Below are 19,699 nucleotides of genomic sequence, written 5' to 3'. Positions count from 1 at the left end.
CAAGGAATATCCATGTTTGTCGATAGCCATTGCCATCTGAATTATGACGGGCTGCGGGATGATATCCCCGGCGCGGTAGCACGTGCGCGGGCGGCCGGCGTCGGCACCATGCTGACCATCAACACCAAGCTCCGTGAATTTGATGAAGTTCTCGCCATCGCCCACAGCCATCCGGGCATTTTCTGCACTGTGGGCGTTCATCCTCACGAGGCCGAAACCGATCAGGCGAGTGTCGAGGCGATCATCGAACGCACCCATGATCCGCTGGTGGTTGGCATCGGGGAAACCGGGCTTGATTATTTCTACGACAACAGCCCGCGTGAGCTGCAACAGATCGGCTTCCGCCGTCATATCGAAGCCTCACGCGCAACCCAGCTGCCCATTGTGATCCATACCCGCGACGCTGATGACGATTGCGCGGCTATCCTGCGTGAGGAAATGGGGAAGGGGAGCTTCCCCGGCGTCATCCATTGCTTCACCGCGAGCCGTGCCTTTGCCGAAGTGGCGCTTGAACTCGGTTTTTATATCTCGATCTCGGGCATCGTCACCTTCAAGGCGGCTGAGGATTTGCGTGAAACCGTGAAAATCATTCCGCTCGATCGGCTTTTGATTGAAACCGATGCGCCGTTCCTCGCCCCCATTCCCCATCGCGGCAGGCCGAATGAACCGGCGTTTGTCGCCTATACGGCAGCCAAGGTCGCCGAACTCCGGGGCCTTGATGTGCGCGAACTTGGCCGCATCACCACCGAGAATTTTTTTCGTCTGTTTTCAAAGGCCACACCACCGGCGGAGACTGCTGCGTGAAAACAACCATCCTCGGCTGCGGTACATCGGGCGGCGTGCCGAGGATCGGCAATGTCTGGGGCCGTTGCGATCCGGCAAACCCCAAAAATCGCCGCCGCCGTGTCTCGATCCTTGTGGAGCATGGGGGCACGAGCGTTCTGGTGGATACCTCGCCCGATCTTCGCGAACAATGCTTGGACGCCGATGTCCGGCATCTTGACGCGGTACTTTATACCCATGATCACGCCGACCATACCCATGGCATCGACGACCTGCGCGGGCTGAGCCAGACCATGGGGGGCATGATCGATGTCTATAGCAACAGAGAAACCCTTGATGTTTTGCAAAGGCGTTTCGATTACGTGTTTGAGAGCAAAATGGGCTATCCGGCCATTTGCAATGCCCATGAAATCAAGGGCCCGTTTCGTGTTGGAAATATCGATATCCTGCCGTTTGAACAGCTTCATGGTGACATGACAACACTGGGTTTCCGGTTTGGACCCATCGCCTATTCGACCGATGTCAATGTCATGCCCGACGCGGCTTTCGCGGCGCTGGAGGGGGTTGATACCTGGATCGTCGACGCGCTCCGATATGATCCGCATCCGACTCATCCGCATCTTGATCTCACGCTCGAATGGATCGCCCGCGTGAAGCCGCGTCGCGCGATCCTGACTCATATGACCTGGGATATGGATTACGAAGAACTCCGCGCCAGGCTGCCTGCCGGGGTAGAGCCAGCTTATGACGGCATGACGATCGAATTTTAAGCCAAAAGGGCGGCTGGGCAATGGAGATCTATCACCGAAACATCGCACTTCTCAGCCTCGCGCAATGCTTGTTTACCCTGACCGGCTTTGCCCACGGGGTCTATACCGGTCTTGCCGGACTGATGCTCGCACCGACAGTGGGCCTCGCCACTCTGCCAATTTCGATCATGATCCTCGGCACGCTGATCGCGGCCTTTCCCTTATCGCATTTCATGCGCCGTCATGGCCGCAAAGCAGGTTTCCTGGTTGCGGTGCTGGCCGGAATCGGTTGTGGCGCCCTTGGCTATCTGGCCCTGGCAGAACGGTCTTTTCCGTTATTCTGTTGCGCCGCTTTTCTGCAGGGCATCTATCAGGCAGGTGGACAGTTCTACCGTTTCGCCGCCATGGAACTTGCCCCGGATCATTACCGCAGCCGCGCGGTTGCCTATGTGTTGGGCGGCGGGGTTCTGGCCCCCATTCTCGGGCCCACCTTGTTCGCCAAGGCCAATGCCCTCTTTGAGCCGCTGACCTTTGCCGGTGCCTATATCACGCTCATTCTGTTGGGTGTGCTGGCCATGGCGGTTTTATCGACCATTCCTTTTCCGCGTCCTGTGGTGGAGGATCATCACAGCACACCGCCGCGTCCATTGAGTGTCATCATGCGCCAGCCTGTGTTCATCATGGCCGCCGCAGCCGCAGCCACAGGGTTCGGCATCATGGTGCTGATGATGACTGGTGCGCCCTTGGCCATCATCGGCTGCGGCTTTACCGTGGCTACGGCGGCCAGTGCCATCCAATGGCATATTCTGGGCATGTTCTTGCCATCCTTCGCGAGCGGCCCATTGATTGCACGGGTTGGCGTGGTGCCGGTAATGGTCCTCGGCACATTTTTATTTATGGCTGCGGGGGTGACCGCCTGGTCCGGGCTTGAGTTTGCAAATTTCCGTTTTTCGTTGCTGTTTGTGGCTGTCGGCTGGAACTTTCTTTATACCGCCGGAACCAGCATGCTGGCCGACAGCTATCGGCCCAATGAAAAAGCCAAGGTGCAGGCCGTCAATGAATGTCTGTTGTTCGGAGCATCCGCCATCACATCCCTGCTGGCCGGTATTTTGATCGAGGGTATTGGCTGGCAGGCGGTGGCTGTAACGACCATATGCACAGCTCTCGCGCTTTTACTGTTGATCCTAGGTTTTACCGTAAGCCAAAAACAGCAGAGAACCGCCTAAATAACCTTGGCCGCCTTAGCCATCAGTTTCATGGCCTGTTCCATACCGTTCTCGAAGACTTTTTGTCCTGTCGGGTCATTGATCGCGGCAAAAGCTGCGCGGATGTTTTCCGGAGTTTGATCTTCGGCCGCAAGGAAAATGCCATCGGTTTCATAAAGCTGGCAGCGTGCATAACCACCGCCCGCCGCGCTCAGAATATAATGATTGGGCGCGTTTTCATCGACCAGAGTCAGCATGCCTGCCGTCGCCGCCTCGGGCCGAAGAAGGGCTGCGAGATTATCCGGCATCAGCCCTTCCGTCATGCGGGTGGCGGCGGCGGGCACCAGTGTATTGACGCGGATATCGTGTTTTGCCCCTTCGATATGCAGCGTGTTCATCAGTCCGATCACAGCCATTTTGGCGGCACTGTAATTCGACTGGCCGTAATTGCCATAAAGCCCCGACGGAGATGAGGTCATGCAAATGCGGCCATAATTCTGGTCGCGCATGATGTCCCAAACCGCCTTGCTGCAATGGACCGATCCCATGAGATGCACGCCAACCACAAAGCTGAAATCTTCGACGGTCATTTTGTTGAAGGATTTGTCCCGCAACACACCGGCATTATTGACGAGAATGTCGACCCGCCCCCATTTGTCCATGGCTTGCAGAACCATGGCGGTCACTGCGTTGAAATTGGTGACGTCGGCGGTATTCGCGATGGCCTCACCACCTGCTGCGCGGATTTCGGCGACGATTTTCTCAGCCGGGCCTTCCGATCCGCCTTCACCACTCAGGCTGCCGCCGAAATCATTGACGACGACCTTTGCGCCGCGCGCCGCAAGCGCCAACGCATGGGCACGGCCAAGACCAAGGCCTGCGCCGGTGACGATGGCCACACGATTGTCAAAACGAATAGGGGTCATTGCTCTGTCCTCACTCGGCAAAAATCAGGCTGAGCCATTCGGCTACAAGGATCGGTTTGTCCGATCCCTTGACCTCGACCGAGACATCGAAGGTGAACTGATACTGTCCGCGATTACGTTCGGTCAGATTGCGTAAGGTCAGGCGGGCACGGATTTCCGACCCGACACGCAGGGGTGCGAGAAATCGGATTTTTTCAAACCCGTAATTCATGCCCCAGGTCATGCCTTCAGGCACGATGATCAGATTTTCAATCAGATGCGGCAGCAGCGAGAGCGTCAGAAAACCATGGGCAATAGTGCCGCCAAGCATGGTCTCCTTGGCGGCCCGCTCCGGGTCCACATGAATGAATTGATGGTCCAGCGTCACATCGGCGAAACGGTTGACCCTATCCTGATCGACCAGAAACCAATCCGATATCCCAAGTTCCTTACCGACATAATCGGTGAGCTGATCTTTAGGAATTGTCTTCAGCATTCCGTCTCTCCCTAGACGATCTCAAACAGCGCCGCGGCCCCCATGCCCATGCCAACGCACATGGTAACCACAGCATAACGCACGCCCCGGCGCTTGCCTTCAATGAGCGCATGCCCAGTGAGACGCGATCCAGTGACGCCGTAAGGATGACCGATTGAAATCGAACCGCCATTCACATTGAGACGATCATTCGGAATCCCCAAACGGTCGCGGCAATAAATGACTTGGACCGCGAAGGCCTCGTTCAGTTCCCACAGACCGATATCATCCATGGTGAGACCATGGCGCTTCAAAAGAGGCGGAATGGCGAACACGGGTCCGATCCCCATTTCATCGGGCTCGCAGCCCACCACTGACAAACCACGATAAAGACCGAGCGGCTGTATGTTGCGCTGTTCGGCAAGTTTTGCATCCATCAGAAGACAGGCCGAGGCTCCGTCCGACAATTGCGATGAATTCCCCGCTGTCACAGACCCCGCCTCATCGACCACAGGCTTTAGACTGGAGAGACCGGCGAGGGTGGTGTCGGCACGGTTACCTTCGTCTTGCAACAGGGTGACTTCCTGCCTCACCATCTCTCCCGAATTCGGATCTTTGATGAGCTTCTGAGTGGTGAGCGGTACGATTTCAGCGTCGAATGCACCACGCGCCTGCGCTGCCGCTGTGCGCATCTGGCTTTGGAAAGCATATTCGTCCTGTTGCTCACGGGTGATGCCATAGCGCTTGGCCACCACTTCGGCGGTGTTCAACATGGGCATATAGGCGGCGGGGGCAATCTTCAGCACTTCGCGCGCGGCCACCCGATACATGTTCATATGCTCGTTCTGCACTAGCGACACAGACTCGACACCGCCGCCGATGGCCACCCGCACGCCATCCATGGCAATGCGCTGAGCAGCGATGGAAATGGCTTGCAAACCCGACGCGCAGGCACGGTTGACGGTGGCGCCCGCCGTGCTGACCGGAAGGCCACCAGTGAACACCGATTGTCGGGCAATGTTCATGCCTGTGGTGCCTTCGGGAATACCACAACCGAGGATGACATCTTCAACTTCATCCGATGCGACACCGGCCCGCGCCACCACATGCCGCACGCAATGACCAGCCAAAGCCGCGCCTGAGGTGTCATTGAATGCCCCCTTGTAAGCCCGGCCTATGGGAGTGCGCGCTGTTGAAACAATGGCAATCTCGACCATGAGGGTCTCCCGTACAGAAATTAAGCGAAAACGGAACGAAGATCAGGGAATGAATTGGCTCCCGCCTTGATCTTATGATGAAGCGCGTGAATCTCCGGCATCACCAGCGCAAAATAGGCATCGGCCGTCAGCTTTTTCCGGGCCCGGAAATCTTCGCCAAAGCGCGAATCTTTGGATTGCATGGCGGCTTGCACCATCAAACCCCAGAAATAGCCCATGGTCAAAAGCGCCACGATGCGCAGGAAATAAACAGAAACGCCGGCATAGGCATGAGGATTGTCGGACGCGAGCGCCATCACGATGGCCCGCGCTTGCTCCATCACCTCGATCGCGGATTTGAGTGCGTCTCTATAGGCTCTGAGATCATCTGGAAAATCGCTGCCGTCTGTAAAATCTTTCAGATATTTCAGAAACGCCGGATAGAATTTCATCTTGCGGCCCAGAAGATCAAGCGCCTGAATGCCTGTGGTACCTTCATAAATCATGGTGATGCGTGTATCGCGCAAAAACTGTTCGACACCGGTGTCGCGGATATAGCCATGACCACCGAAACATTGGAGCGCCCGACTCGTGGCCTCAAACCCTTCTTCAGTCAGATAGCCCTTGAGCACCGGAGTCATGAAGGACAAAATGTCCTCCGCAGCGCGTCGCGTTTCGTCGTCCGGATGATGACGCGAAATATCCATCTGCATAACTGACCAGTAAATGGCCGCCCGCGCCGCTTCGATATAGGCGCGATTAAGGATCAGCAGGCGCTGTACATCGGGATGCACAATGATCGGATCGGCCACCGCACCTTCGTCGCGTGCACCGCCGATATAACGGCCCTGCAACCGATCATGGGCATAGGCGACGGCGTTCTGGGTTGCAATCTCGGCCAGCGCATAAGCCTGCATGGAGACGCTCAGGCGGGACTCGTTGATCATGGTGAACATGGCGTTCAGGCCACGATGCTCCGCTCCCAAAAGAAAGCCTATGGCCGCTTCGAATTCCATGGCGCAGGTGGCGCTGGCGGTCAGACCCATTTTCTTTTCAACAGCTGTACATGAGAGGCTGTTGCGTGATCCATCCGCCATGATTTTCGGCACGATGAACAGACTGATACCTTTGACCCCAGGCGGCGCGTCGGGCAGGCGGGCCAACACCAGATGGATGATATTGTCCGTCAGATCATGATCACCGCCGGTGATGAAAATTTTCTGCCCGGTGATTTTATAAGTGCCATTCCCCTGCGGCTCGGCCCGCGTGCGCAATAGGCCGAGATCGCTGCCGCAATGGGGCTCGGTCAGACACATGGTGCCGCCCCATTGGCCGGTCGCGAGATTTTCCACATAGGTGGCTTTTTGTTCGGCATTACCATGGGTGAGAATGGTGGTGGCGGCGGACTTGCAACCGTAAAATCCACAGAGGCTTGTGTTGGCGGACACGGCCTGCTCAAGCATGGAAAAGGCCAGTGTTTCCGGCAATCCTTGCCCGCCATAAGCCGGATCCATGGCAAGCGCGATCCAGCCACCATCCACATAGGCCTTATGCGCAGCATGAAAGTCTTCAGGGACTTTTACGCCATCAGCGGTCAATTTGCAGCCGCCTGACATATCGGCTTTCTGGTTGAGCGGATGCCAGATATTCTCAAAAAGCTTGGCTGTTTCCGTCAGGACGGATTCAATCAGATCATCAGACAGATCGGCGTATCGCGGCATGGATTTGAAATGATCAAGGCCAAGCAGATGCTCAAGAATGAAAAACTGTTCTTCGTGAGGGGCTTTGTAAATCGTCATGGTCAAGCCTTTTTCGGCGGCCAGGGAAGGAATCCGCTGGTGCGGCGCACATAATCCTCATACCCCGGACGAGAGCGTTTCATGCGTCGCTCAAGCAGGGCGGCGCCACTCCATTTCACCAGCGTGAAGGTGAGAAAAAGCGGACCGAAAATAGACAGAAACCCAAATTTTGTTTCTGCCGCGACGAGAAAAATACCCCACCAAACGCAGGCATCGCCAAAATAATTCGGATGCCGAGTATATCGCCAAAGTCCGCGATCCATAACTTTTCCGTGGTTGTCCGGATCATTCTTGAAACGAGCAAGTTGCCAGTCACCCACGGTTTCAAAGAAAATGCCGACAAGCGCAAGTGCCGTACCGATCGCAGCCAGAACACCAAGCGACACAGGCTCAGCCGGGATCTGACCCATCTGGGCGGGCAGGGATGTGATCCATAACAGCGGAGCCTGTAGTAAAAAAACCTTACGCAGACTGAATAGATTCACATTACCCTGAGCTTTTTTCAGCAGCGCCACATAGCGCCCATCAGCACCTTCATGCTGCCAGCGCCAGAAAATATATCCGCCAAGGCGCAAACCCCAAGCCGCCGTCAGAGCCAAAATCAGAAGTTTGCGATCCGGCGTGCCGGATGACAGAAAATAAGTCGAGACCGCAAGCAGCACACAACCAAGCGCCCAGAAGCTGTCAATAAAACTTACGTCCTTTAACGGAATACTGATCAGCCACAACAAAACCATGCAACCGACAATGATCGCGAAATTCAAGACCAGAATTTCCAAGGTTTCCGTCATCACGCATACTCCCGGACAGCGATCAGCGCTGGTAAATGATATCAAGCGGTTTTTTTGCACCGCGCACGAGAACGCTTGGATCCGGGGCGATCAGGCCACGGCCCCAATTTTCCGTCACCGGCATTTCATGGTTCCATTCCCAGGCCATGCGGCGGGCGGCGATCCGCCATTCACTATTGCGTCTTTCAAACCGATCGAACGCACGAGCGAGGGTCAAGGTGTCGAAATACTCACCATCTTTTTTGCAGCGCCCAAAGGTCGTGATATAGCATTCCGAAAAGGCGAGACTATCGCTTTCAAGTTCGATCAGAATATTGCTGATGGCGTGACTGAGAACCTTTGCCTTACCGATATTCGGGGTGATCATATCCACATAATCGGATGCCGTGCCGCTATAAGTACCGCCATGGTCTTCCGTCGCATCCGGGTGATAGCAACGCCGTATCAGATCGGCATCGGCCCGGTCAGCACCACGCAGGTAACGTACGAGAACTTCCTGAATGGCTTGCTTATCAAGCAGCGCCTGTATTTCTGGATCACGCGATGACGATAGGGACATGGACCTTCCTCCTTATTTTATTTTCAAATGACAATCACGCTATCATCGGGATGATCGGCATAGAGTCGCTCCACATCGGCCGCGCGTCGTTGCAGCGCCAACAGCTGATTGATGGATCCTTTTTCAGAAACTTCATGGGCATCGACACTGGGCGGTTCGCTCAGGAACATCACCCGTTCAATCCTCATACTTTTCTGGCCATGAGTTGCGTTATAGCTCCGGAGCCGCTCCCGCACGAATGCCGGGATATCGCCGATGGTCGCTTCGCTCGGCCAAATCAACAAAGCGATATAGGCCCGCCGTTCGCCGCATACCAAAGCTTCACGGGCAAGCGGGTCGAGCGCCTTCAGAGCTTCCGCCCGCACAACGCCGCCGGAGACCCAGGTCCCGGTATCGAGTTTGAATTCCTCAGCAAGCCGCCCGGCAAAGGCAAAGCCACGCTGAAGATTATCGGGATCGATGAAGCGTGCGGCATCACCCAGTTTATAGAAGCCCTCGTCGTCAAAAATCTCGGCATTCTTTTCCGGCATATTGAGATAGCCGGGCGTCACGACATCGCCCTTCATGCGCACTTCATAACGGTCCCCGTAAGGCACAAGTTTGACGGTGGTGCCGGGAAGCGGCAGACCGATGCCAACTTCTTCGCTGTGATAATAAATCGACATGCTGCCGGACGTGGTTTCGGTCGCGCCATAACCGGTGGTGAAGAAAATGCGTTCGCCCGTGCTCTCGATAGCCATGCGTTGCAGGCGATCATAGAGCGGTTGCGACAGACCCGCGCCGCCATAGAGGAACAGACGCAACTGGCTGAAAAAAATCCGCCGCAAATCGTCATCCCGTTCAAGCGCATCGGCCAGCATGGCGTAGCCCGCGGGTACATTGCTGAAATAGCGGACTGGAATTTCCTTGAGATTGCGGATCGATTCCTCAAAAAGACCGGGCAGGGGCTTGCCGTCATCGATATAGAAACTGCCGCCCCCCATCAAAGTCCCAAGCAGGTTCGAGGTCCCTGCCACATGGCTCCAGGGCATCCAGTCAAGCACCAGATCCGCCCAACCATTAGCCTCCCGCATGACCTGCAAAGCCTGCTGGATATTGGTCGCCATCATGCGCTGGGTCTGGATCACGGCTTTGGGTTTACCGGTAGATCCCGACGTCAGCATATAAGCCGCCGGCGCATCGGGATCGAGCGCCTTGATATGGTCATCCAAACCAGCCTGCACAGGCGTTGACAGCACAGCTTCATAACTGACAGCAGGCACCGACAAACTTTCAGGATGCTGTGTAACGATCAGCGCATCTGCAAAGTCGATGCTTTCAAGTGCGTCTTTATAAAATGCAGTGTCATCGGCAAAGACAACCGCGGGACGAATAAGCTCGACCACATGGCGAAGCCGTTCATAACTGCCCTTGATCCGCGCATAATTGACGCTCACGGGGCAGATCGGAACCCCCGCACTCATTGCCCCAAAGCGCATTACCGCATGTTCGATACTGTTGGCGGACAGGATCAGCATAGGACGCTGCCCCTCAATGCTGAGATTCAACAGCCATTGCGCCACAGCATCTGTTTCACGTTTGATGTCGGCATTGGTTTTAAACTGCCACTGCCGATCCAGACCTTTGCGCTGAGCAAGAAACATCCGCTCCGGCTCGTGCGCGGCACGCCTTTGTAGACCAGAGGAAATGCTTGGAACAAAAGCCTCCAAAGACGTCACCGGGGACACGATAATCGTACCGTCCTCCCGCCACTCCGCATTCATTGCGGCGGACGGAAAGCTGACCTTGCGATAAGGCGGCAGCGTTATAGCCTGTTCAGTCATGACGAAAGGCTCCCAGTAGTCGCCAGGATGATCCTGCAGCGCAGGCATCATCGTCCCAAGATAGAGGTCCCTATATCTTTGTTACATCCGGGCTTTGTGAAAGCATCCCGGTTTGTCAGTTTCGTTATGCAATTGATTAAACGATACTGCGTGAATTCATGGCTGTCAATGTCATTGGTATTCTAATGCAACCTTATTATTTCTTTAATAGACTCAATGCATTGATGGTTTTGAACTCAACGTCCTTTGGGTGCAGTGTGGTCTTGCAGACATTACAGATCAGTTGTGGCTTGAGTTCGTGCCCACATGTCTTGTGATGTAAAATATGTGGAGGCATCCCCGGCACAGCAATCCAGCGATCGGCCCAATGGGTGACGGTTACGCTGATCGGGAAAATATCCTTGCCCTTCTCCGTCAGCCGATAGTCATAGCGCGGCGGATGGCTTTGATAGGGCTTGCGTTCCAGAACATCATTAGCTTCAAGGATCTTCAGCCGGTCGGTGAGGATATTGGCGGCAATGCCAATGGCGTTCTGGATTTCCGCGAATTTATGCAGACCATAAAATTGCGTCGAGATCGTCAACGCGGTCCAGCGGTCGCCGACGATATCGGCAATTTGCGACGGAATGCCATCTTTCGGCATGGCGGTGGAATTATTATTGAGCCGACGCATTATCCGGGTCTGCGGGGCATCCTCCGTGCCCGCTCCGGGCCCCGGCAATATGCGGCAAGTACTGGCTGTCACATCCTGATGGCAATGGCCGCATTCAAGGCGTGGTGTAAAGGCATGACCGCATGTCTTGTGAACAAGCTCGCTGGCTATGGCCTCATAGGGCACGCCCCATTTACGCTCCCATACCCAGCTCATCATGACCTGCGGATAGAGCTCCAGCCCTTTCTGGGTTAGAAAATATTCTTCTCGGAGTGGCGCCTGCTGATAGGGACGCCGTTTCAGGATGCCACAGGCTTCCAGTCTGCGTAGCCGGGTCGTAAGCGTACTTCGGGCCGAGCCTGTGCGTTTCAGAAAATCCTCGAACCGCCGCGTCCCGATAAAGGCCACGCTGATGATGATGAAGCTCCAGCGGTCGCCAATTTCGGCCAGAGCCCAGGTGGCAGAGTGCTTGGTGATCTTTTTACGGCCAGGATCAGCCAGAGACGCCATTGCGAAGCTCCCTCATGAGCGGATGAAATTTGCGAAGTCCTCCTGAGCATTTTCAAAACGTGCTGTGCAATCGCTGGCCATGACCGCCCGTATGAGCTCTGTCATTTCCGTAGGGGAGGGATCATCAGACGGAAAGTCCCGCACCAGGGATGTCTCCATGCGGGCATGTCGCAGACGTCCGCAACCACTCACAAATACCTCGCCCGAGACCATGCAATGATCGCTCGCAAGCCAAGCTACCAGAGGGGCCACCAGATCGGGGCTCATCCTGTCACAGAGGTCTGGAGGCAAATAGGCGGCCGTCATAGGTGTCGCGCCATAGGGACTGATGGCATTGGTATAGACCCCACGCGAGGCGGCCTCCACATGCAAAGCCCGCATGAACCCGTAAAGCCCGGCCTTGCTCGCCGAATAGGCCGCACCGCCGTGGTTGCCGAAAAGCCCTGCGGACGACATGGACAGAATGATCCGTCCAGCTCCCGCCTCCCTCATCACCTTATAGGCGGCATGGGACAGAGCGATGCTGCCCATCAGATTGATGTCCATGATGTTCTTGAAAGCCGCAAGCGATTGCTTGTGGAACATGGTCGCTTCGCTGACGCCGGCATTATTGATGACAAAATCAAGCTGTCCGTAATGATCCAGCGCCGCCGCCACCATGCGTTCGCCTGCGCCCTCCGCCTCGACGGGATCATGATTGACGATGGCCTGTCCGCCTGCGGCAATGATCTTGTCAACCACCGTCTGGGCGCTGTCCTCTCCATTCCGCGCCCGGTTGTTGACAACAACCCGGCCGCCGCGCCGCCCGATGTAAAGTGCATAAGCGCGGCCAAGCCCTTTGCCCGCCCCGGTGATGATGCCGACTTTGCCTTTGAACATGATACCCCCATCGAATGCAACTGCCGGGCGGGATGTTTGATCTCATATTGACAGCCCGGTCGAGTCAATGCCTAATAACTTGCATAATAGAACTCTATAATGGGAGAGCCGAATGAGCAAGACACTAAGCAAGCTTCTCGCGACCATATTTTTCTGTGCCAGTCTGTTTTCATTTTCAGGGGGAGCTGCCATGGCCGACACCGACGCGCAGAAGATCGACGCTGTTAAGCAAATGTTCGACGCCTGGAACAAGCTCGATTGGGAGCGGGCGATCAATATGTTCGCTGAGGACGGCGTTCTTCATTCAGTGATGCAGGATCCCATCAACGGCCGCAAGGCCATCGCCGAGCGTCTCCATATATTGGCCAAAGGAACTGAAAAACTTCAGCTACAGGTCAAGAATATGGGCATCATCAACGGCCTTGTGTTTGTCGAACGGGTCGATGATTTTGTCTTTAACGGTAACCATGGCCGGGTTCCGGTCGTCGGTGTCCTCAAAGTCGAAGGCGGCAAGATCAAGGAATGGCGCGAATATTACGATCGCCATCAACTTGAATCGTCCCTGACCGGGAAAAAGGAATAACACTCCCTTATATGCGCCGGGCTCACTGAAGAGAGCCTGTTTACAGCACGGCGACCTCAGGCTCATACTGCCAACAGTATTTGTGGTATCCCTTCAACCCAAATGCTGAGGTGCAATATGAGAATGTTTCAAGAACTCCTTGTAACAGTTGTTGTGTTGGCCACTTCTTTAAGTTTTGTTGCGTCGCCTGCTTATGCGGAACATTGCCGCGACAGCAAAGGCAAGTTCATAAAATGCGCAACGGTTGCCCCAAAGGCCCCGGCCCATTGCCGGAATGACAAGGGCACCTTCGTAAAATGCGGCACCCCGGGTGCAAAGCCAGTAAAATAGTCAGTAAAAACATATTGATAAGATCCGGGGCTGGGCCGGTGACGGCTCCATCCCCGGATCCATAATCCTCCAATCGACAGCGTGCTCAAGGCCGGCTAGGATTTCCTCACTGCCGTAACCGAAAAGGGAACACCCTCTATGAAAGCTCTTCCCATTATCCTGAGCGCTGCTTTGATCTTCGCCAGCGCCCCCGCCATGGCTGCCTTGAAAATAGGGGACAAAGCCCCTGACTTTTCAACGGAGGCCACGCTCGGCGGCAAGGAATTCACCTTTGTATTGAAAGAGGCTCTGGCCCGTGGGCCGGTGGTGCTCTATTTCTTTCCTGCGGCCTTTACCCCCGGCTGCACTGCAGAAGCCCATGAGTTCGCCGAGGCGAGTGATAACTTCAAGGCCCTGGGTGCAACCGTGATCGGCGTCTCGGCTGATGAGATCGCCAAGTTGAATAAATTCTCGATCTCGGAATGCCGAAACAAATTCGCCGTCGCTGCTGACCCTGAGCAAAAAGTCATCAAGGCTTATGACGCCGTCCTGCTGCGCAAGCCAGCCTATGCCGACCGCGTATCCTATGTGATTTCGCCGGAGGGCAGGGTGATCTTCACCCATAGCGGCATGGATCCGCTCCCCCATGTAGAAAACAGCCTGAAGGCCGTGCGCGACTGGGCCGCCGCCCATCCCGCAGCAAAGCCCGTCAAAAAACAACCCTAAGCCCGGATTGACGACCAGCCAATGCCTTCATAGACTGTCAGAAAGAAGATAAGACTATCGCCTGGGGGGGACGATGACAGATCTTGACGAAAAAATCGAAGCCGATCCGCGCTATGCGGAATTGCGGCGAGCGCGGCGGCGGCTGGACTGGATTCTGGCCGCCATCGTGACCTGCGTTTATGTGGCCTATTTGCTGGCCATGGGCCTGGCCCCCGACTGGCTCGGTCAACGCATATCCCCGGATAAAGTCACCAGCATCGGCATACCTATTGGCGCGGGGTTGCTGGTCTTCGCCTTTATCATCACCGGCATCTATACATGGTGGGCCAACCGGCGTTTTGACCCGTTGATCGAAGCCATCAAACGGGATCTCTATAAATGACCGAAACCGCAGTGAATTGGACATCGGTCGGCATGTTCCTTGCCGTACTGAGTGGGACCCTTGTCATCACATGGTGGGCCGCGCGGCGCACCCGCACGGCCAGCGATTTTTATGCTGCGAGCCGCGGCATCACCGGCTTCCAGAACGGGCTTGCCATCACCGGAGACTTTATCTCGGCCTCGACATTCCTGGGCATTTCGGCACTGATTTACGCTTACGGCTATGATGGATTGCTGTATGTGATCGGTGCGCTGCTCGGCTGGCCGATCCTGCTTTTCCTGATTGCCGAGCCGTTGCGCAATCTTGGCAAATACAGTTTTGCCGATATTTGTTCGTTCCGGCTGGGAGAGCGCCCCATGCGCTCCTATGCCGCCTGTGCATCGCTTGTCGCCATCATGTTTTATCTGATCGGCCAGATGGTCGGGGCAGGCAAGCTTATTCAGGTGTTGTTCGGGCTGCCTTACGAATATGCCATTATCCTCATTGGCGTGTTGATGGTGCTTTATGTCAGCTTCGGCGGCATGATCGCCACCACCTGGGTGCAAATCATCAAGGCGGTTTTATTGTTGATTGGCGGCACGCTCATGGCCCTTTTGATCATGGCGCAATTCGATTTCGATTTCGGCAAGCTTTTCGGTGCGGCGACCGAGAAGAGCCCGCTCGGCGAGGCGATCATGAAACCGGGCACGCTCATGACCTCACCCTGGCAAACGCTGTCGCTTGGGCTTGCTCTCTGTTTCGGACCGCTCGGCTTGCCGCATATCCTGATGCGATTTTTCACCGTGCCCAACGCGAAAGAGGCACGGAAATCCGTTTTCTGGGCCACGGGCTTTATTGGCTATTTCTTCCTTCTGGTGTTTGTCATCGGTTTTGGTGCGACAGCACTTATCCCCCATGGCGATCCCACATATTTTACCGCTGACGGCAATCTCATCGGCGGTAATAACATGTCCGCCGTACATGTCGCCCATGTGGTCGGCGATGGCGCGCTCATGGGCTTTGTCTCAGCCGTAGCCTTTGCCACCATTGTCGCCGTGGTCTCGGGCCTGACCCTGTCGGCGGCGGCGACGGTGGCCTATGATCTATACGGCCATGTGTTCAATCGCAGCAATGTCACGGAAAAACAGATCTTGCGGGTTTCCCGCATCGTGCCATTCGTCGTCGGTGCGCTGGCCATCTGGTTTGGGCTCCTGTTCAAGGACCAGAACATCGCCGTCATCGTGATCGAGTCCCTGGCTATCGCCGGTAGCTCCACATTCCCGGTGCTGTTGCTGGCCATTTACTGGAAGCCCCTGACCACCCGCGGCGCATTCTGGGGAGGCATGATCGGGCTTGTCGTCGCCATAGCCCTTGCTGTCATGGGGCCGAAAGTCTGGGTTGATGTTCTCCATTACTCGGACCCGTTATTTCCGCTCGATTTCCCGACTCTGGTGGCAATGCCACTGACCTTTGTCCTCTGTTGGCTATTTTCAATCACCGACAGGGCAGGGCAGGATGCCGCCCATGACGCCGCCTATCGTCGTCAGACCATCCGTGCCGAAACCGGCATCGGATCGGAGGGAGCAGCCAAACACTAACCGAGCGGCCATCCGCGCCTTTGCGAAGAACCGCAAGAACAGCTTTGCCTTCAATGTGCATATGGTTCAGATTTTATGAGTCTGTAGCCTAAATAAGAGCTTATAAACGCAAAATCAATGGAACAGTAATTCTCTATTTTTTGAGATTTTTTAGGGCCCCGGATTATGCATCCAGGGCCCTTTTTATGTACAAAAGCCGCCGCAATCAAGCACGACGGGTTTAAGATTATCTTGGATATTATCGTTTAGTGGTATCTGGACTGGGAAACTTGACGCCTTCATACTTTTGCAGATTAGGTTTTTTGTAAGCACGTTTGCTGTGCCGGATCTTGCCGCGGATCATGGCGATTGCCTGTAAGGCTGCGGTTGGCAAAGGGTTTATGACAGGGACTGCAAAGCCTTGCTTTTCGAGTTCCTGTTGCAGCCATTCGGCCACGCCGACAAAGCCTGTACAACCAAGGATTATGCTATCTGCATGATCCTCCTGAATACATTTTAAAGACTGCTCCAGCAGCATGGCATTAATTTGTTCGGCCCCGTATTTCTCAAGCTCGGTCACCCCGACGCCGATGGTGCGGACCGATGCCAGCTTATGACCGATTCCATAAATACGGGCATGATCGAAGAAAATCGGTCTCACGCTGTCAAGAATGGAAACACAGCTGAATTGATGCCCCAAAGTCGCCGCCATATGCATGGCACATTCGCCTGGACCGATAACCGGGATGCTGACGGCTTCACGGGCGGCATGCATGCCGGGGTCGCCCATGCAATCAATAATGACTGCCTGACAACCATCTTGTTCCGCTTCCATGGCCTTTATGGCGACAAGTGGGGCGGTATAGGCTTCGTCGAAGCTATTTTCGATACTTGCCGGACCGACGCCAAGAACCACGTTGTCGAACGAAAACTGAATATCGCTCAAACAGTTGACTTCATTCATGGTGTCCTTGGCCATTTCGTCCGACATCGAACAAAGAGGCGTGATAACGCGGATTAGTGCCATATCTTTGGTGCCCCTCTTAATCACCTAAAAGAAACAAGCAACCCTCTTTCAATAGCAGGACGATCGTCCTTCTCTGATGTTTTTCCAAGCACAGGCATAATTTCTGACCTTATGAGGAGGCCAATCCCTTTTCAACAAAAATGCCAAACGGATCACATCATTCTGACATAGCCGTCTTGGTGGATGTAGTCGAAATCGTCTTCCGTGGAATTGCCGGGGAGGGCCAGAATGATTTATTCACCAGGATTATGAGCTTGAAGATCAGATTCCTTTTCAAAGCGATTATCACGGCCACGTTTGTCATGGCAGGCATGATTTCGCTCGCCTCGGCTTCGGCCCGGATCTACCGTGATAATGCAGGTGTGCCGCATATTTACGCGGATTCAAACGTCGAGTTGTTCCGCGCTTACGGTTATCTCATCGGGCAGGAGCGCCTGTTCCAGATCGAAGTACGCAAGCGTCAGGCCTATGGACGCAGCGCCGAAGTCTTCGGTGCCGGTGATAAGAACTGGCCGACAAAATATATTGAAAAAGATACGGATACCCGGCGTGACCTTAATCTGTCTTCATTCGAAAAGCAGCTTGAAGATCTCCCCAAAACGGACCGCGAAATCCTCGTCGCTTTCACCGAGGGGCTCAATAGAGCCATTGAAGAAGCACTAAAGCAGCCTGAAACCAAGCTTCCCAAGACGTTCCAGCACTACGGATTTTCGCCTGAACCCTGGACACCGCTTGCTGTGCTGGTGACGGCATCGGATATTCTTGCCTATTACTCGAACTATGCGTTTCAGCTTGATAACTTTGCGCTTTATACCGACCTCATCCGCCGCAAACCGCAAGATTGCGACGACATCTTTGATCAACTTTTATGGACCTATGATCCGTTGGCGGTGACTTCCGTCGGAGATGAATCAAAAGATGATAATGCTATCAAACTTGCACCGGCACGGGGCTGTGCGGCACCAGCCAAAATGCCGAATGGACTGGTTCTGCCCAAGGATATGCAACTGAGCTGGAATAAATCGTTTGATGCCGAACGTGACGAACCACGTCGTACCAACATGAGCTGGGCCGTCGGAGCCGCCCGTGCCAAAAATGCCAAATCCATTTTCCTGAACGGTCCGCAGACCGGCTGGCACCATCCATCCTATTATTATACCGTCGGTCTTCATGGCGGTGATTTCGATTTCGTCGGCATGGCGGCCGAAGGGCTTCTGCCATTTCAAGTCGGCGTGAACCGGCATTATGCCTAGGGTATGACGGCAGGGCTTAACATGCAGGCCGATATCTTTCAGGAACAACTGAATTCCGAGGATGGCGGCACCTATTTCTATAAAGACGAATGGCACTCATTTGAAACCCGGGAAGAGCATATCGCCGTCAAAGGTGCTGATACCCAAACCGTTGTGTTCAAGAGAACCGTTCACGGCCCCGTCACCCAAGAAGACAAGGTCAATAATGTTGCCTATGCCCAGGCCTTGACCTGGCGCGGGCATGAAGCAAGCTCGCTCTTTTCATGGTTGCGGGCGGTGACGGCTCAATCGGAAGGGCAATGGCGCGAGCGGGTCAAGGGCTTTGCCTTCAATTACAACTGGTTCTATTCGGATAACAAAGGCCGCGTAGGCTTTGCCCATACCGGCTTGTTCCCCTAGCGCCCAGACGGCACGGATATCCGTCTGCCGCTCTCAGGACGTGGCGATCAAGAATATACCGGGCCGGCCAAGTCTCTGAATTTCATTCATTTAACCGATGGCGTCATGTTCAATTTCAATAACCGGCCAGCGGCAGCAATCAAGAACAGCGGCATCTATTGGGAACAATGGAGCCGCGGCAACCAGGCGGAAATTATCAAACGGGAATTGGACAAGTTGAACGGCCCGATCGGCTGGGATGACATCTGGGCAATCAATCGAGTGGTCTCCCATACCGACGTCAATTGGTTCATCATGCGTCAATTCATCGCCGACGCCGCGCCGGGGCTGGAAAAAAACAGCCCGGCAGCTCATGCGGCGGCGCTCATTCTCGACTGGAATGGTCTGCGTACCGATACCAAGGGAGATGGTATGTTTGATCACGCCGGCCTCACATTGTTTGATGCCTGGCTGAAAAAAATCGTCACCGAAACTATGCAACCGACCTTGGGTGACTCGAAATCTGGCGCATATTACGTCAATTATGTATTGCAACCGACGCTCGCGCGTCTTGAAGAACATCCATCAGGCGGCGTTCTTGCTACCTATCGCGCGCTATTGGCCGCCACCAATAAAGGTCATGTCCCGAATAATTATGATTTCTTCCAAGGTCAGAACGCGCTCGACATCGTGCGTCAGGCGCTGATCGAAGCGACCAAGGAACTTGCCAGTAAGAACAGCGGCAAGGAGATGTCTGAATGGCGTGAGAAAACATCCATCCAGCGGTATTTCCCGAGCAATGCCAATCGCATTCCCATGGCTTTGCTTAAAAGTAAGGTGGACTCTGGCCTTTATGCCAACCGTGGCGCTATCAATCTTCAGGTGCAATACGGAGAAGACGGCAAACTACAGAAGGCCGGGTTCGCCAATCCCATGGGTGGGCCGGAAGATCGTGGACAAACAACCTCGACCTATCATCTCGATATCTACAAGAACTTCGAACTCGCCCCGCTCACAATCCCGTCTGAGCAGGAAATCGGAAGCGAGGCGATTATAATACTCAAGTAACATCGGCCTTTAGATCCTAGTGACGGTCAGTACCAAGGTGCTGGCCGTCACTTTTTATTATATGGCGAAGACGACGCTCAAAGGGACAGGG

At 54.8% G+C, this 19,699-nt stretch carries 17 protein-coding genes and 1 pseudogene; 8 read left to right on the top strand and 10 right to left on the bottom strand.

Annotated elements, in window-relative coordinates:
- The first annotated feature begins 12 nt into the window (after positions 1-12).
- Genes NYP16_RS07745 through NYP16_RS07735 form a run of 3 tightly spaced genes read left to right on the top strand, consistent with a single transcriptional unit; the run spans position 13 to position 2,758 of the window.
- A complete protein-coding gene (locus NYP16_RS07745; protein ID WP_274943543.1) occupies positions 13-804 on the top strand; it encodes a TatD family hydrolase in 792 nt (263 codons plus the stop codon).
- Entirely contained in the window at positions 801-1,553 is a 753-nt protein-coding gene (locus tag NYP16_RS07740) for an MBL fold metallo-hydrolase (protein WP_274943542.1), read from the top strand. Before NYP16_RS07745 ends, NYP16_RS07740 begins: the two co-directional genes overlap by 4 nt.
- Before the next feature lie 20 nt (positions 1,554-1,573).
- Positions 1,574-2,758 carry an MFS transporter gene (locus NYP16_RS07735; protein ID WP_274943541.1) on the top strand — a complete coding sequence of 395 codons (1,185 nt, stop codon included), beginning with the start codon at positions 1,574-1,576 and terminating at the stop codon, positions 2,756-2,758.
- On the opposite strand, the gene NYP16_RS07730 is transcribed toward NYP16_RS07735, so the two are convergent.
- The 9 genes from NYP16_RS07730 to NYP16_RS07690 all read right to left on the bottom strand — a co-directional run bounded on the left by NYP16_RS07730 (position 2,755) and on the right by NYP16_RS07690 (position 12,326).
- The gene (locus NYP16_RS07730) at positions 2,755-3,663 is read right to left on the bottom strand and encodes an SDR family NAD(P)-dependent oxidoreductase (protein ID WP_274943540.1); all 909 of its coding nucleotides are present in this window, start codon (positions 3,661-3,663) and stop codon (positions 2,755-2,757) included. The two genes, NYP16_RS07735 and NYP16_RS07730, sit on opposite strands and share 4 nt — an antisense overlap.
- Positions 3,664-3,673: 10 nt before the next feature.
- Positions 3,674-4,135, bottom strand: coding sequence for a MaoC family dehydratase (locus NYP16_RS07725; protein ID WP_429913149.1), 462 nt, complete (start codon positions 4,133-4,135; stop codon positions 3,674-3,676).
- 14 nt (positions 4,136-4,149) lie between these two features.
- Positions 4,150-5,334 carry an acetyl-CoA C-acyltransferase gene (locus NYP16_RS07720; RefSeq protein WP_274943538.1) on the bottom strand — a complete coding sequence of 395 codons (1,185 nt, stop codon included), beginning with the start codon at positions 5,332-5,334 and terminating at the stop codon, positions 4,150-4,152.
- A gap of 20 nt (positions 5,335-5,354) precedes the next feature.
- On the bottom strand, positions 5,355-7,112 hold the full coding sequence (locus NYP16_RS07715) for an acyl-CoA dehydrogenase (RefSeq protein ID WP_274943537.1): 1,758 nt from the start codon (positions 7,110-7,112) through the stop codon (positions 5,355-5,357).
- Positions 7,113-7,114: 2 nt separating this feature from the next.
- Positions 7,115-7,903 carry a DUF1295 domain-containing protein gene (locus NYP16_RS07710; protein WP_274943536.1) on the bottom strand — a complete coding sequence of 263 codons (789 nt, stop codon included), beginning with the start codon at positions 7,901-7,903 and terminating at the stop codon, positions 7,115-7,117.
- Between the two features lie 22 nt (positions 7,904-7,925).
- A complete protein-coding gene (locus NYP16_RS07705; protein WP_274943535.1) occupies positions 7,926-8,462 on the bottom strand; it encodes a nuclear transport factor 2 family protein in 537 nt (178 codons plus the stop codon).
- Between the two features lie 23 nt (positions 8,463-8,485).
- Positions 8,486-10,285 carry an AMP-binding protein gene (locus NYP16_RS07700; protein ID WP_274943534.1) on the bottom strand — a complete coding sequence of 600 codons (1,800 nt, stop codon included), beginning with the start codon at positions 10,283-10,285 and terminating at the stop codon, positions 8,486-8,488.
- 196 nt (positions 10,286-10,481) lie between these two features.
- Positions 10,482-11,447: a winged helix-turn-helix transcriptional regulator gene (locus tag NYP16_RS07695; RefSeq protein WP_274943533.1), complete on the bottom strand. Its 966-nt coding sequence runs from the start codon at positions 11,445-11,447 to the stop codon at positions 10,482-10,484.
- A gap of 12 nt (positions 11,448-11,459) precedes the next feature.
- Positions 11,460-12,326, bottom strand: a complete 867-nt coding sequence (locus NYP16_RS07690) for an SDR family NAD(P)-dependent oxidoreductase (RefSeq protein WP_274943532.1) — start codon at positions 12,324-12,326, stop codon at positions 11,460-11,462.
- Positions 12,327-12,438: 112 nt separating this feature from the next.
- Here NYP16_RS07690 and NYP16_RS07685 point away from each other — a divergent pair, with 112 nt between their 5' ends.
- From NYP16_RS07685 to NYP16_RS07670, 4 genes are all read left to right on the top strand, one after another.
- Positions 12,439-12,909 (top strand): limonene-1,2-epoxide hydrolase family protein, encoded by a 471-nt coding sequence (locus NYP16_RS07685; protein WP_274943531.1) that lies wholly within the window; start codon positions 12,439-12,441, stop codon positions 12,907-12,909.
- Between the two features lie 468 nt (positions 12,910-13,377).
- Complete coding sequence (locus tag NYP16_RS07680; RefSeq protein WP_274943530.1) at positions 13,378-13,944, top strand: peroxiredoxin; 567 nt, start codon at positions 13,378-13,380, stop codon at positions 13,942-13,944.
- A 73-nt stretch (positions 13,945-14,017) separates the two neighbouring features.
- A complete protein-coding gene (locus NYP16_RS07675) occupies positions 14,018-14,326 on the top strand; it encodes a DUF485 domain-containing protein (protein ID WP_274943529.1) in 309 nt (102 codons plus the stop codon).
- Positions 14,323-15,903: a sodium:solute symporter family transporter gene (locus NYP16_RS07670; RefSeq protein WP_274943528.1), complete on the top strand. Its 1,581-nt coding sequence runs from the start codon at positions 14,323-14,325 to the stop codon at positions 15,901-15,903. Before NYP16_RS07675 ends, NYP16_RS07670 begins: the two co-directional genes overlap by 4 nt.
- A gap of 238 nt (positions 15,904-16,141) precedes the next feature.
- On the opposite strand, the gene NYP16_RS07665 is transcribed toward NYP16_RS07670, so the two are convergent.
- The gene (locus NYP16_RS07665) at positions 16,142-16,909 is read right to left on the bottom strand and encodes an aspartate/glutamate racemase family protein (RefSeq protein ID WP_274943527.1); all 768 of its coding nucleotides are present in this window, start codon (positions 16,907-16,909) and stop codon (positions 16,142-16,144) included.
- 140 nt (positions 16,910-17,049) lie between these two features.
- Between NYP16_RS07665 and NYP16_RS07660 the strand changes: the two are divergent.
- A pseudogene (locus NYP16_RS07660) lies at positions 17,050-19,608 on the top strand (penicillin acylase family protein).
- The last annotated feature ends 91 nt before the right edge of the window (positions 19,609-19,699 follow it).

This window comes from Govania unica (assembly GCF_027920805.1).
In the GTDB taxonomy this organism is placed as follows: Bacteria; Pseudomonadota; Alphaproteobacteria; order Sphingomonadales; family Govanellaceae; genus Govanella; species Govanella unica.
This window is presented reverse-complemented; position numbering and strand designations above follow the sequence as displayed.

Excerpts from the sequence above, each read along its gene's own strand:
- NYP16_RS07745 (WP_274943543.1), top strand. The coding sequence starts at position 13 with ATGTTTGTCGATAGCCATTGCCATCTGAATTATGACGGGCTGCGGGAT.
- NYP16_RS07735 (WP_274943541.1), top strand. The coding sequence starts at position 1,574 with ATGGAGATCTATCACCGAAACATCGCACTTCTCAGCCTCGCGCAATGC.
- NYP16_RS07730 (WP_274943540.1), bottom strand. The coding sequence starts at position 3,663 with ATGACCCCTATTCGTTTTGACAATCGTGTGGCCATCGTCACCGGCGCA.
- NYP16_RS07720 (WP_274943538.1), bottom strand. The coding sequence starts at position 5,334 with ATGGTCGAGATTGCCATTGTTTCAACAGCGCGCACTCCCATAGGCCGG.
- NYP16_RS07715 (WP_274943537.1), bottom strand. The coding sequence starts at position 7,112 with ATGACGATTTACAAAGCCCCTCACGAAGAACAGTTTTTCATTCTTGAG.
- NYP16_RS07710 (WP_274943536.1), bottom strand. The coding sequence starts at position 7,903 with ATGACGGAAACCTTGGAAATTCTGGTCTTGAATTTCGCGATCATTGTC.
- NYP16_RS07705 (WP_274943535.1), bottom strand. The coding sequence starts at position 8,462 with ATGTCCCTATCGTCATCGCGTGATCCAGAAATACAGGCGCTGCTTGAT.
- NYP16_RS07700 (WP_274943534.1), bottom strand. The coding sequence starts at position 10,285 with ATGACTGAACAGGCTATAACGCTGCCGCCTTATCGCAAGGTCAGCTTT.
- NYP16_RS07695 (WP_274943533.1), bottom strand. The coding sequence starts at position 11,447 with ATGGCGTCTCTGGCTGATCCTGGCCGTAAAAAGATCACCAAGCACTCT.
- NYP16_RS07690 (WP_274943532.1), bottom strand. The coding sequence starts at position 12,326 with ATGTTCAAAGGCAAAGTCGGCATCATCACCGGGGCGGGCAAAGGGCTT.
- NYP16_RS07685 (WP_274943531.1), top strand. The coding sequence starts at position 12,439 with ATGAGCAAGACACTAAGCAAGCTTCTCGCGACCATATTTTTCTGTGCC.
- NYP16_RS07680 (WP_274943530.1), top strand. The coding sequence starts at position 13,378 with ATGAAAGCTCTTCCCATTATCCTGAGCGCTGCTTTGATCTTCGCCAGC.
- NYP16_RS07675 (WP_274943529.1), top strand. The coding sequence starts at position 14,018 with ATGACAGATCTTGACGAAAAAATCGAAGCCGATCCGCGCTATGCGGAA.
- NYP16_RS07670 (WP_274943528.1), top strand. The coding sequence starts at position 14,323 with ATGACCGAAACCGCAGTGAATTGGACATCGGTCGGCATGTTCCTTGCC.
- NYP16_RS07665 (WP_274943527.1), bottom strand. The coding sequence starts at position 16,909 with ATGGCACTAATCCGCGTTATCACGCCTCTTTGTTCGATGTCGGACGAA.